General features: G+C 69.5%; 12 protein-coding genes. 3 read left to right on the top strand and 9 right to left on the bottom strand.

Translation table 11 applies throughout. The features are described 5' to 3' along the window. Positions 1-6: 6 nt before the first annotated feature. From ugpC to AB0I71_RS07975, 4 genes are read right to left on the bottom strand one after another with little or no spacing between them, the layout of a single operon-like run. Positions 7-1,215, bottom strand: a complete 1,209-nt coding sequence (ugpC, locus tag AB0I71_RS07990; RefSeq protein WP_357582499.1) for a sn-glycerol-3-phosphate ABC transporter ATP-binding protein UgpC — start codon at positions 1,213-1,215, stop codon at positions 7-9. Positions 1,216-1,225: 10 nt separating this feature from the next. Continuing rightward, complete coding sequence (locus tag AB0I71_RS07985; RefSeq protein WP_357582498.1) at positions 1,226-2,059, bottom strand: carbohydrate ABC transporter permease; 834 nt, start codon at positions 2,057-2,059, stop codon at positions 1,226-1,228. A gap of 1 nt (position 2,060) precedes the next feature. After that, positions 2,061-3,059, bottom strand: a complete 999-nt coding sequence (locus AB0I71_RS07980) for a sugar ABC transporter permease (RefSeq protein WP_357582497.1) — start codon at positions 3,057-3,059, stop codon at positions 2,061-2,063. Beyond that, positions 3,056-4,345, bottom strand: coding sequence for an ABC transporter substrate-binding protein (locus AB0I71_RS07975; RefSeq protein ID WP_357582496.1), 1,290 nt, complete (start codon positions 4,343-4,345; stop codon positions 3,056-3,058). Before AB0I71_RS07975 ends, AB0I71_RS07980 begins: the two co-directional genes overlap by 4 nt. A gap of 523 nt (positions 4,346-4,868) precedes the next feature. On the opposite strand from AB0I71_RS07975, the gene AB0I71_RS07970 reads away from it, so the two are divergent. From AB0I71_RS07970 to AB0I71_RS07960, 3 genes are all read left to right on the top strand, one after another. After that, positions 4,869-5,567: a VOC family protein gene (locus tag AB0I71_RS07970; RefSeq protein WP_357582495.1), complete on the top strand. Its 699-nt coding sequence runs from the start codon at positions 4,869-4,871 to the stop codon at positions 5,565-5,567. Between the two features lie 191 nt (positions 5,568-5,758). Then, on the top strand, positions 5,759-6,190 hold the full coding sequence (locus tag AB0I71_RS07965) for a hypothetical protein (RefSeq protein WP_357582633.1): 432 nt from the start codon (positions 5,759-5,761) through the stop codon (positions 6,188-6,190). Positions 6,191-6,237: 47 nt separating this feature from the next. Then, positions 6,238-6,507, top strand: coding sequence for a hypothetical protein (locus tag AB0I71_RS07960; RefSeq protein WP_357582494.1), 270 nt, complete (start codon positions 6,238-6,240; stop codon positions 6,505-6,507). Between the two features lie 449 nt (positions 6,508-6,956). Here AB0I71_RS07960 and AB0I71_RS07955 read toward each other — a convergent pair whose 3' ends face one another. From AB0I71_RS07955 to AB0I71_RS07935, 5 genes are all read right to left on the bottom strand, one after another. Continuing rightward, complete coding sequence (locus AB0I71_RS07955; RefSeq protein ID WP_357582632.1) at positions 6,957-7,661, bottom strand: HAD family hydrolase; 705 nt, start codon at positions 7,659-7,661, stop codon at positions 6,957-6,959. 130 nt (positions 7,662-7,791) lie between these two features. After that, positions 7,792-8,742 carry an acetyltransferase gene (locus tag AB0I71_RS07950; protein ID WP_357582493.1) on the bottom strand — a complete coding sequence of 317 codons (951 nt, stop codon included), beginning with the start codon at positions 8,740-8,742 and terminating at the stop codon, positions 7,792-7,794. Positions 8,743-8,968: 226 nt separating this feature from the next. Beyond that, entirely contained in the window at positions 8,969-9,553 is a 585-nt protein-coding gene (locus AB0I71_RS07945) for a TetR/AcrR family transcriptional regulator (RefSeq protein WP_357582492.1), read from the bottom strand. Positions 9,554-9,620: 67 nt separating this feature from the next. Then, entirely contained in the window at positions 9,621-9,971 is a 351-nt protein-coding gene (locus AB0I71_RS07940; RefSeq protein WP_357582491.1) for a cupin domain-containing protein, read from the bottom strand. 77 nt (positions 9,972-10,048) lie between these two features. Continuing rightward, positions 10,049-12,751 carry a glucosidase gene (locus AB0I71_RS07935; RefSeq protein ID WP_357582490.1) on the bottom strand — a complete coding sequence of 901 codons (2,703 nt, stop codon included), beginning with the start codon at positions 12,749-12,751 and terminating at the stop codon, positions 10,049-10,051. Positions 12,752-12,759 lie beyond the last annotated feature (8 nt).

Below are 12,759 nucleotides of genomic sequence, written 5' to 3'. Positions count from 1 at the left end.
GCCCGGTCAGTCGGCGAGGGCCCCGGCGGCGCGGCCCTCGTGCAGGGTCAGATTGCGGCCGTCCGACGGGTCGAACAGGTGGATCTTCTCCAGGTTGAACCAGACCCGGCGGTCCTCGCCCTCGGTGACCGTCGACTCCGCCGACAGCCGGGTGACCAGGTTCGACCCGGCGCCGCTGAAGTCGGCCGCTCCCGCGTCGGCGGCCAGTTCCTCCAACTCGGCGGAGGTGGCCCGCTCACCCTCGACGCTGAGGTAGACGTACTTGTCCGAGCCCATCGACTCGACGATGTCCACCGGCGCGGTGAACTCCATGCCCCGACGTCGGGTCTCCTCGTCGACAAGTTCGGCGTCCTCGAAGTGTTCCGGCCGGATGCCGAGGATCAGGTCCCGGGAGGCGTCGGCGCCCTCCAACTCGCGGCGGATCCGGTCGCCGATCGGCACGTCACCAAGGGCGGTACGCAGCGTGCCGTCCTCGACCCTGGCGGTCAGGAAGTTCATCGACGGTGAGCCGATGAACCCGGCCACGAAGAGGTTGTTCGGGTTGTCGTACAGCTCCTGCGGCGGGCCTACCTGCTGCACCGCGCCACCCCGCATGATCACCACACGGTCGCCGAGGGTCATCGCCTCGGTCTGGTCGTGGGTGACGTAGACGGTGGTGGTGCCGAGCTGCTTCTGCAGCCGGGACACCACGGTACGCATCTGCACCCGCAGCTTCGCGTCCAGGTTGGACAACGGCTCGTCCATCAGGAACGCCTTGGGCTGCCGGACGATCGCCCGACCCATCGCCACCCGCTGCCGCTGCCCGCCGGAGAGGTTTGCCGGCTTGCGGTCCAGCAGCGGAGTCAGCTCCAGGACCTTGGCCGCCTCCTCCACCTTCTGCGTGATCGTTTCCTTGTCGAGCTTCGCCAGCCGAAGCGGGAACGCCATGTTCTCCCGGACGGTCATGTTCGGGTAGAGCGCGTACGACTGGAACACCATCGCGATGTCCCGGTCGCGGGGGGCCTTGTCGTTGACCCGCTGCCCGCCGATGCGCAGCTCACCGGAGCTGATGTCCTCCAGCCCGGCGATCATGTTCAGCGTGGTGGACTTGCCGCAGCCGGACGGGCCGACCAGGATGACGAACTCGCCGTCGGCGATCTCCAGGTCGACGTCCCGCACCGCCGTGGTGCCGTCCGGGAACTTCTTGCTCACCTTGTCGAGCACGATGTCAGCCACGAGTACTCACCTATCCCTTGACGGCGCCGGAGGTCAGGCCGGAGACGATGCGGCGCTGGAAGAACAGAACGAACAGGATGATCGGTACCGTGATCACCACGGCGGCGGCACAGATCGCGCCGGTCGGATCCTCGAACTGCGAGGCACCGGTGAAGAACGACAGCGCCACCGGCACCGTGCGCGAGCGCTCGGTGGAGGTCAGCGAGATGGCGAACAGGAAGTCGTTCCAGCAGAAGATGAAGACCAGGATGGCCGTGGTGAACAGTCCCGGCGCGGCCAGCGGGGCGATGACCCGTCGGAACGCCTGCCCCTGGGTGGCGCCGTCCATCTTCGCGGCCTTCTCCAGGTCCCACGGGATCTGCTTGAAGAACGCCGACAGCGTGTAGATCGCCAACGGCAGCGCGAAGGTGATGTACGGCAGGATCAGTCCCGGCCAGGTGTCGAAGATGCCCAGTTGCCGCTCGATCTCGAACAACGGCGAGACCAGCGACACCTGCGGGAACATCGCGATCAGCAGGGAGACGCCGATCAGCACCCGCTTGCCGGGGAAGTCCAGCCGCGAGATGGCGTACGCGGCCATCGCACCGAGCACCACGGCGATCGTGGTGGCGATCAAGGCGATGCCGATCGAGTTGATCAGCGCACGGACGAACTGGTCGGTGGCGAAGATCGTCCGATAGTTCTCGAGCGTCCACTCTCGCGGGATGAACTTGCCGTCGGTGAGCGTCGCCGGTGTCTTGAACGACAGCGACATGATCCACAGCACCGGGGTCAGCGCGAACACGACCACGGCGACGTCCAACAGTCCCCAGCGCACCTTGGCCCGGGTGGTGGTGTCAGCCATGTCAGCGCCTCTCCCCGTCGTCGCTGCCCGGGGCAGCGGTACCGAACAGCTTCACGAAGATGAACGCGATGATCGCCACGGTGATGAAGATCAGCACCGACATCGTCGAGCCGATGCCGAGGTTCAGACCCCGGATCAGGTTGTTGTAGGCGATCATCGACACCGACGAGGTGTCGTTGGCCCCCGACGTGAGCACGTAGATGTTGTCGAAGACCCGGAACGCGTCCAGGGTGCGGAACAGCAGCGCCACCAGGATGGCCGGCTTCATCACCGGCAGCATCACCTTGGTGAACCGCTGCCAGGCGGTCGCACCGTCGGTGGAGGCGGCCTTGAGCAGGTCCTCCGGCACCAGCGCCAGACCCGCCATCAGCAGCAGCGCCATGAACGGCGTGGTCTTCCAGATCTCCGCCAGCATGATGATCGCCAGCGAGCTGGCCCGCTCGGTGAGCGGCGCCCCGTCGGAGAACAGGTTGGCCAGGTACCCGGTGCCGGGCGTCCACGCGTACCGCCAGGAGAAGGCGGCCACGACCGTGACGATGCCGTACGGGATCAGCGCCGAGGTCCGCACGATCCCTCGCCCGATCAGCGTACGGTGCATGATCAACGCGAGGCCCATGCCGAGCACCAGCTCAACGGCCACGGTGACCACCGTGATCAGCATGGTCACCCCGAACGCCGTCCACCAGAACTCGTTGGTGAGCACCGTGACGTAGTTCTGCAACCCGACGAACTCGCGCTCGGCGGGAAAGCGCAGGTCGTACCGCTGCAACGACAGCCACACCGAGTACAGGATCGGATAGGCGGTCACCGCCAGCATGACCAGCGCGGCCGGGGCGCAGAGCAGCCAGCCCAGCTTGCGCTCGGCCCGCTTGTTCTCACTCAGTGGCACCTTGCCGCGCCGGTTGGCCCGCTGTGCGGGTACCGCGGCGTGCCGGCCGCCGCCGGTGTCGGTACCGTCGGCGGCCACGTCCGCGCCGGCCGGGGTGGAGTTGATGCTCACGGGAGGACTCCCCTCGACTCCAGGGCGGCGGCGACGGCCTCGCGCAGTTCGTCGGCGGTCGCCCGCGGGTCGATCGCCGCCGGCGGCGACAGGATCGCCGAGGTCACGGTGGAGATGCTCTGGTACGCCGGGGTCAGCGGTCGCACCGCCGGGTCCCGCAGCTGTTCGAGGATGGTCTCCTTCATCGGGTACGCCTCATCCATCTCCGGGTCGTCGTAAACGCTCTCGATGGTCGGCGGCACCCCGTCGTTGATCGCGGAGAACTTCTGGTTCTCCGCGTTGCGCAGGCACCTGGCCGCCTCGAAGGACTCCTCCGGGTGCTCCGAGTACCGGCTGACGGCGAGGTTGATCCCGCCGATGGTGACCCGGCCCGGGGTGTCCCCGTCGACGCCGGGCACCCGGGCCCAGGCGACCTGCTCGGCCAGCTCCGGGTTGGCCTCCTGCATCGCCGGATAGACGAACGGCCAGTTCACCTGGAACGCACCGTTGCCGTTCTGGAACTCCAGCCGCACCGGGTCCTCCATGGCGTTGCTGAACGACGGCGAGACCACCCCGGAGGTGGCGAAGTCGCGCAGCACCTCCAGCGCACGTACGGCGCCGTCGTCCACCACGGCCTCGGTGCCGTCCTCGTTGAGGATGTTGCCGCCCGCGCTGGCGACGAGGGTGTTGTAGAGCACCACGAGTCCCTCGTACTGGGCACCCATGGTGAGCACCTGGTGTGGCTGCCCCTGGTCGCGCAGGCGCTGCGCCATCGAGATCATCTCGTCCCAGGTGGTCGGCGGCTCGGGCACCAGGTCCTTGCGGTACCACAGCAGCTGGACGTTCGTGTTCTTCGGCGCGGCGTAGAGCTTGTCCTCGTACCGGGCGGTCTCCAGCGGGCCTTCGAGAGTGCCCTCCTCCACCTCGGCGCGGTCCTGCCCGGTCCATTCCAGGATCCAGTTCGCGCTGGCGAACTCCTGGGTCCAGGTCACGTCGAGACCGAGCACGTCCATGCCGTTGTCCTCGGCCGCGAGCCGTCGCACCATCTGCACCCGCTGCTCGTCGGCCTCCCGCGGCAGCACCCGGTTGACGATGCGGTACCGCCCGTCGGCCTCGGTGTTGCACCTGTCGACCACCTGCTGGAGGTTCTGCTCCGGCGGGTAGTACAGGTTGATCGTGGGCACCCCGCCGTCTCCGCCAGAGGCACACGCTGCCATCGGCGCCACCAAGGTCAGCGCCGCAGCCGTCGCCGCCATCCGTACGCGGGGTCGGCGCCGACCGCCGACCGGATCACTCCGCTCGCTCATGACCCTCCCCTCGTTCTCCGCCAACAGCCGGGGAGGTCTCCGTGCCCCGGCGCACGGCGAGACGGTCAGGGCGTTTGACCTGCGGCTTCGCACCCCTGCGTTTCGTGGCTGGAACACTGCCCGACCTGGGGAGCCGCGAAACCTGCCCGGACCGAGACGCGCTAAACACCGAGCCGTGTGGCTCACATCACTCCACCCGTGCATCGGAGCGAGTACTCGGCACTCCGACGGGCCGACGCTTGAACGGGCCGGCACCCCAACGGGCCGGCGCGGGCACCGGGCGGTCCAGGCTCAGGGCGCGCCGCTACATGTGGGTATGCAGTCCTGTCGAGCTGAGAGCGCGAACGGATCGCGTCCACCGGACCGCCCGCGAGGTCCGTCGGCGATAGCGCAGACGGCTCAGCTCGACAGGGTCTGCCTGAAGAGGTTGTCGCGGGACAGGCGTTGCCCGGAGTGCGCTCACCACGGCCGAGGCGGCGGGTTTCCGGAGGCGGATGTCGGTGCCAACCGGGATGATCGGCGGATGATCGCACGCTTCAAGGCCCTCTGCCTCGACGCCGCCGACGCGCACGCGCTCGGCGCGTTCTGGGCCCGGATTCTCGACGCGGAATTGATCGACACCGGTGACGGCGGTACGCGGGTCGACCCGCGCGCCGGCTCCAGCGCCGAGTCGATCTGGGTCGACCCGGTACCCGAACCGCGTACCGTCAAGACCCGCGTACATCTTGATCTGCGGTTGGCCGAGGCGAGCCCGGCGGCGCTGCTGGACGCTGGCGCACGGCTGGTCCGCGAGCCGGACTCGGAGGTCAGCTGGTGGGTGCTGGCCGACCCCGACGGCAACCTGTTCTGCGCGTTCGCCCCCGGCGAGAAGTCCCGTCCCCCGGGGCCGTTCGAACTGGTGGTGGACTCCGCCGACCCGGGCGCCCAGGCCACCTGGTGGGCCGGTGTCGTCGGCGGCGAGGTCGAGGTCAGCGACGAGGGCCACGCCTCGATCAGCGGTGCGGCTGGCTTTCCCTGGGACCACTGGGTCTTCGACCCCGTCCCGGAACGCAAGAGCGTCAAGAACCGGATGCACTGGGACGTCGACCTGACCGATCCCGAACCGACCGCACTGATCAGGGCCGGTGCCACCCTGCTGCGGGAACCGGACGACGCGGTGTCCTGGTGGATACTGGCTGACCCGGAGGGCAACGAGTTCTGCGCCTTCCCGCCACGGGACTGACCGGCCGGTGCTTCCGGGCGACCGTCAGGTGGACTAGCGTTCAACACGCTTCGCCGCCAACGCGTACGCCGTCGCCGTCGATACGCCACCGGCCGACCCCGACCCGCCCGATCGGTTGGTTCTCGCGGGAACAGCCCCTCACCGGCATACCGGTTGGGCAGGATCGTCCCCAACGAGGAGGTGCCGCCGTGGTGCAGGACACCCGCGCTCTCACCCTGACGTTCGAGGTGAGCGGCCTGCCACCGGTCAAGACCGAAGCGCTGTCCATCTTCGCCGCCGGGCATCGGCAGGCGACGAGGGTACGCGCCCTGTTGCAGGCCGCCTGCGCGGCCGCGCAGCAGACCGGCTGGACACCGCTGTCCGGCCCGATCGAGATCGACCTGACCCTGCGCTGCCCGCCCGGGCACCGCACCTCCGACGCCAGCACCCTGCTGGGCGGCGTGTGCGCGGTGCTCCAGGACAAGAAACGGGTTTCCAGCATCGGCCTGGCCCACCTCGGCGTGCTTGTCGACGTCGCCCTCTACGACGACGACAAGCAGATCCGCCGGCTGTCCTACCTGGAGCAGCCGGCCGAGGAATTCTCGTATCAGGTACGCGTCGCCGCCGTACCGGACCGGGTTTGACCGACGGCAGCGGTGGGGTACCGCAGCCGCCGACGAAGGGAGCGCCGATGTCGGAGCCACATGTCACGCTGGACCCCCGCGACCCGGTGCAGGAGAAGCTGCGCGGGCCGCTGGAGGAGCAGCTGACCTCTGCCCTTCAGGTGGCCGCGGACCGGGTGCGCGACAGCTACTCCGGTGAGCCGGTGGAGCAGGTCTGTCAGCGCCTGCTCGACGAGACCCGCGCCGGGTTGCACCCCGACATCGCCTCCGGGTTTCAACCCGACATGGACGAGTTCTGCCGGGTGGCGGTCGCCATCGTGCGCGGCGAGGTCACCTGATCGACGTCGCAGCGCCCGCTCTGCCCTGCCGACCAGGCCGGGGTCAGGACCGGACCCACACGTTCCGGTCCTGACCCCGTCCGGGCATGGACGGCGGGCCTGCCGCACGCCGGCACAGCGGGTCGGCCAGCCCCAGCACGGCGACCGGCCCGCCCGCACTCAGCTCCACGGTGCCCCACCGCCCGGACAATGACGCGCGGCCCACCCCGGCGAGCCGCGACGCCGCGGCCGAGGCTAGGCACTCCCACCCGCAGCGGACAAGCACACCCCGGTCCCGGCCCGAACTATTCCCAGCAACGTTCAATCCCGGCAGAGCGCCGTAACATCCCGCCCGCGTCCGACGCTGATCGCCGACGGACTGCCGGCGACCGAGTGGTGGCGTCGCTGCTAGCTGGCGTCGCTGTCGGGCGACGTCGCTGTCGGGGTGGCGTGGCCGCCGACGGTGGTGATCAGAAGTGGCGCAGCAGGTCCGGGAAGGCCGCCAGGTGCAGCACACCGACGTCCGCCGAATCCAGCTCGTCGTGCTCCAGCACCCAGGTGTTGGCGTTCGGGATGAACACCGCGTTCCAGCCGGCGGCCCGGGCGGGCAGGATGTCCGAGCGTGGCGAGTTGCCGATCATCCACGCGCGGGCGGGGTCCAGCCCGTGCTGCCCGGCCAGCCACCGGTACGTCTCGACGTTCTTCTCCGCGACGATGTGCGCTGCGGAGAAGTGGTGCAGCAACCCGCAGGCGTCCAGCTTGCGTTGCTGCTCCTCGCGCTCGCCCTTGGTCAGCAGCAGCAGCTCGTGCCGGCCGGCCAACTCGTCCAGCGCGTCGGCCACCCCCGGCATCAGCTCGACCTGGTGGGTCACCAGCGCCACCGCCAGCTCGTCGATCTCACGACGCTCCGCATCGGTGGCCGGACGCTCACGCAGCCGCTCCAGACATTCCCGCAGACTGCGCAGGAAGACCTTGCTGCCGTAGCCATGGGTGACAGCGTTGGCGCGCTCGATGTCGTCGAGCACGACCCGCAGCTGCGCCCGGTCGAGCGTGGGATGGTCCAACCACTCCAGGAAGTCGTCGATCACCCGCTCGAACACGACGTTGTTCTCCCAGAGGGTGTCGTCGGCGTCGAAGACCAGCACCCGGCCCGGCTCGATGGCTGCCTCACGCATCACCTCGCGGACTCTAGGCGAACGGCGTACGGCGCACGACCCGATAACCGGCGACCGCCCCTTGATCGTCTGCATTCCAGTGACTGTCGTACCGGCATGTCGGGTCACTGGAATGCAGACGACCGTCGGGTCAGGCCGGCTCGAAGACCACCCGGGAGCGGATCCGCCGGAAGCCGGTCCGCTCCAGTTCCGCCACCACCCCCACCCGGTGCGCGTCCACGTCGGCGACCACCTCGTACGCCCCGCCAGCGGCCAGCGTCGCGACCGCGTCGGCCAACAGCTCGCCCAGCACCGACTCGTCCAGCAGGCCGAGGTAGGCGATCATCGGGAAACAGGCGTCGGCCGTCGGCCCCGCCAGGCCCACCGGTTCGTCACCGTCGAGCGCGACGCGCCAGTTTCCGATCGGCGTACCGGTCAACCAGGCCAGCGGATCGCGAGCCAGGTCCACCCCGGCGACCACCCGGGCGGTCTCGGCACCGGTCAGCACCACCGGCTCGACGACCCGGGCCACCAGGGCGTCGACCTCCGCAGCGTCGGCGGCGGGACGGAACGAGAACCGGCCGGACGGTGCCGGCAACGGTCCACCCGCCCAACTGAACCTGAGCCGCTCCCCCCGCTCGACAAGTCCCGCGAGTCGGGCCGCCGCCATGGACGCCTCGGCGACGGCCCGCACCTCGGGTTGCCGACGCCAGTACGCCGGCAGGGCCGCGTGGTACGCCTTCGGGCCGCCGAGCGCCTCGTGCGCGGCGCGCAGCAACGCGGCACCGACCTGCGGCGCCGTAGCGACCGACCCTGCGCCACCGACCGGCCCTCCGGCGCTTGCGGCTTCAGCGGAGTGTGCGAGGTCCAACTCGAACCGTTCCAGCCATGGTTCACCGACGGACCCGGGCAGCAGCAGCCACGCGGCGCGGCCCACCACCCGGTCGCCGTGCAGCGCGATGAAGGTGTGCTCCGGCCGGTAGCCACCGCCGGCGATCCCGTCGGCGTAGCTGATCTGCCGCAGTTGCGGCAGCGGGTCGGGCATCGAGTCGAACAGTTTCTCCTCGCCCGCGACGAGCGGGCGGATGACCAGATCGGACATGGCAGATCCTCCGGGACAGCGACGCCCCGGGTCAGATCCGCGTGGACGCCGGGCCGCGGACGGGGCGCAGAACATCGGACATTGTTCTGACCTCCTCTCCACTCGAACGGCGTGTCAGCGAACCTACGCCCCCACCCCACCCCCCGCAACCACCCCACCCACCCCAGCCGGTTGATCAAGAAGTTTGCGTCGTCCCGGGCCGCGAAATCCGACGCAAACTTCTTGATCACCGGGACGAGGGGTGGGGGCGGAAGAGGTTTTTGCTGAGCAGGTGTTCGCGGTGGTCCTGGGTGTCGGGGCGCAGGCGGCCGCCGCGGGTGAGCATCACCATGCCGTGCAGCAGACTCCAGCCCAGCTCGGCGAGGATGTCGGCGTCCCGGCCGGCGGCCAGTGGCGTCAGCGCGGTACGCAGCTCACCGAAGGTGGCCGCGACCGTCTCGGGAACCTGCTCCGCCCCGAGGGTCAGCTCCGGCGTGTGGGCGAACATCGCGTCATAGACCTCGGGATTGGCGTACGCGAAATCCAGATAGGCCGCCATCACCGCCGGCCAGACCTCCGCCGGGCGGTCGACCGCCGTACGCGCATCGGTGAGTGCGGCGGCGAGGTCGGCGAACCCCCGCACCGCGACGGCGGCGACCACCGCGTCCCGGTCGGCGAAGCGCTGGTAGAGGGCACCGAGGTCGACGTCGGCGCGTTCGGCGAGCCGGCGGGTGGTCACCGCGGCCAGCCCCTCCGCCTCGGCCAGCTGCCAGGCGGTGGTGACGATGGCGTCGCCGTCCCGCCCGGTGCCTGGTTCGTCTGTTCCGGACACGTCGCTGATGCTAGCCCTGCGTCACGCAGGGTCATTGTGTCGCGACGGATTGGCGACTGAAGGCGGGTCAGTGCTCAGCTGAGCCGACCACCGTCGAGTGGTACCGCCCCCAGATGGTGGCCCGCTCCTCGTCGCTGGACGCGGTGTGCAGGGCCGCGACCAGTTGGTCCACCTCCGGCGACATGATCGCGACGATGTCGGCACCCTCCGGGTCGACGGTGGCGAAGGTGTGGGTGGTACCGGCCGGGATCACCACGTGTTCGCCCGGTTCCAGAATTCGTCGTTCGACGCCGACGAGGACCTCCAGACGACCCCGCAGGACCACGAAGCCCTCGGTGGACCTGTGGTGCTGATGCGGCGGAGCCTGATCACCGGGGTAGTGGTCCAGGTTCCACCTCCGCACCACGAAATCACCCATGACGGTGACCATACCCAAACCGAGGGTCACTGTGGACCGACCCGATGCGCGGCCGGGGCCGAGCAGCGCCGCCCCGGTCAGCGGCGCAGGGTGAGGATGAGGTCGGCGACCAGGGCGGTCCAGCCCGTCTGGTGCCAGGCGCCCAGGCCGGCACCGTTGTCACCGTGGAAGTACTCCGGGAACGCGATCAGGTCGCGCCAGTCCGGGTGGGTCTGGAACAACTGCGCCGCGCCGTAGATCGGCCGGCGACCCCAGCCGTCGCGGGTGAACAACGCGATCAGCCGGGCCGACAGGTCGTCGGCGATCTCGTCGAGGGTCTTCTTCACCCCGGAACGGGTCGGATACTCCACCTGGAGGTCGTCGCCGAAGAACGCGGCGTAGTCCCGCAACGCGCTGATCAACAGGAAGTTGGTGGGCATCCAGATCGGCCCGCGCCAGTTGGAGTTGCCGCCGAACAGGCCGCTTGTCGACTCGGCCGGCTCGTAGCCGACGCAGAACTCCTGCCCGCCGAGCGTCACCGCGAACGGCTTGTCCAGGTGGGCGCGGGACAGCGTCCGCAGCCCGTACTCGGAGAGGAACTCGTCGGTGTCCAGCATCCGGGCGAGCAGCCGCACCACCTGTTCCGGCCCGCACATGGACAACAACCGCTGCTGCCGCCCGTCCGGGCCGAGCCGCCGCGCGCCCACCACCGAGGCGTACTCGGGCCGGTTGGTCAGGAACCAGCGCAGCCGGGCACCCAGCTCGGGCAACCGGTGCAGGGTCCGTGCGGTCAGTCGGGTCACCGCGGCCAGCGGCAGCAGACCCACCACCGAGCGCACCTTCAACGGCACCTTCGTACCGTCGGCCAACCGCAGCACGTCGTAGAAGAACGCGTCCTCGTCGTCCCACAACCCCTGGTCGTACGCCGCCGCCGCGATGTAGGCGAAGTGTTCGAAGAACTTCGTCGCGGTGTCCACCCAGGTGCGGTCGTGCTCGGCCAGCACGATGGCGATGTCCAGCAGGTTGAGCGCGTACATCGCCATCCAGCCGGTGCCGTCGGACTGCTCCAGCACCCCGGCCACCGGCAACGCCGCCGACCTGTCGAACGGGCCCACGTTGTCCAGCCCGAGGAACCCGCCCTCGAAGACATTGTTGCCGCCGGTGTCCTTGCGGTTGACCCACCAGGTGAAGTTCATCAGCAGCTTGTGCATCATCCGGGCCAGGAAGTCGTGGTCCCGGCTGCCGTCGATCTCGAACACCTTCAACGCCGCCCAGGCGTGCACCGGCGGGTTGACGTCACCGAAGGCCCACTCGTACGCCGGGATCTGCCCATTGGGGTGCAGGTACCACTCACGCAGCAGGAGCAGCAGTTGCTCCTTGGCGAAGCCAGGGTCGACCCGGGCGATGCTCACGCAGTGGAAGGCCAGGTCCCAGGCGGCGTACCACGGGTATTCCCACGGATCCGGCATGGAGATCACGTCGAAGCTGGTCATGTGCCACCAGTGGCTGTTGCGCCCGTGCCGGCGACCGGCCGGCGGGGTCGATCCGGGATCGCCCTCCAGCCACCGTTTGACGTCGAAGTGGTAGAACTGCTTGCCCCACATCAACCCGGCGATGGCCTGCCGGGCGATCAACGCCTCGTCGGCGCTGGCCTGGGCCGGGATGACCGCGTTGAAGAACCGGTTCGCCTCGGCACGACGGGCCCACACCACCGCGTCGAAACCGTCACCCAGCTCGGCCGGCGGCGGCTCGCCGTCACCCGGCGGCGGGGCCGTGCGGGTCAGCCGCAGCCGGATCCGCCGCTGCTCACCGGCCGGCACGTCCAGCACGTAGTGCAGCGCCCCCTTGGTGCCCTCCCGATCCGGGTTCACCGTCTCCGCACCGTCGACCACATGGTCGTTGATGCCGTCCTTCGGGTACGGGGTACGACCCGGCAGTCCCCACAGCCGCTCGGCGTTCGTGTCGTTGTCGCAGAGCAGCGGCGTCGGGTCGCCGTCACCTTCGAGCATGATCTGGCCGAGCACCCAGTGCTCGCCGACGAGCCGCCGCCCGGACCCGACGATCCGGGGCACCCGGTCACCGCCGGGCAGCCCCCACGCCCAGGTGTTGCGGAACCACAGGTGCGGCAGCACGTGCAGCCGGTCGGCCTCCTCGCCACGGTTGGCCACGGTCACCACGATGCACATGTCGGTCGGTCCGGCCTTGGCGTAGTCGACGGTCACCGCCCAGTACCTGTCGTCGTCGAAGATGCCGGTGTCGACAAGCTCGTACTCGGTGTCGTCCCGGCCACGCAGGCCGTTGACCGCGACCAGCTCGTCGTAGGGGAAGGCGGCCTGCGGGTAGTGGTAGCGCCACCGCATCCAGGAGTGGGTGGGCGTGGAGTCCTCGTACCACCAGTACTCCTTGGCGTCCTCGCCGTGGTTGCCGCCGTCGCCACCGAGACCGAACATCCGCTCCTTGATGATCGGATCGCGCCCGTTCCACAACGCGAGAGCGAAACAGAACGTCTGTCGGTCGTCACACACGCCCGCCATGCCGTCCTCGGACCACCGGTAGGCTCGGGACCGCGCATGGTCGTGGGGAAAGTAGTCCCAGGCCGTGCCGTGCTCGCTGTAATCCTCCCGTACCGTCCCCCACGCCCGCTCGGACAGATAGGGGCCCCATGCGCGCCAGTCCTGCTCCCCGGCATCGGCCTGGGCGAGCCGGATCCGCTCGACGTCGGGGGCCGGGGCGGAGGGCGAACCGTCACTGATCACCTGAACATCTTCGACGCCGCCGGGGTACTTCACCACAGCGGCCATTGTCGTCG

It is taken from the genome of Micromonospora sp. NPDC049891 (genome assembly GCF_040660295.1).
Taxonomy (GTDB): Bacteria; Actinomycetota; Actinomycetes; order Mycobacteriales; family Micromonosporaceae; genus Micromonospora.
Note: the sequence above shows the minus strand (reverse complement) of the source record. Positions and strands in the feature narration are given on the sequence as shown.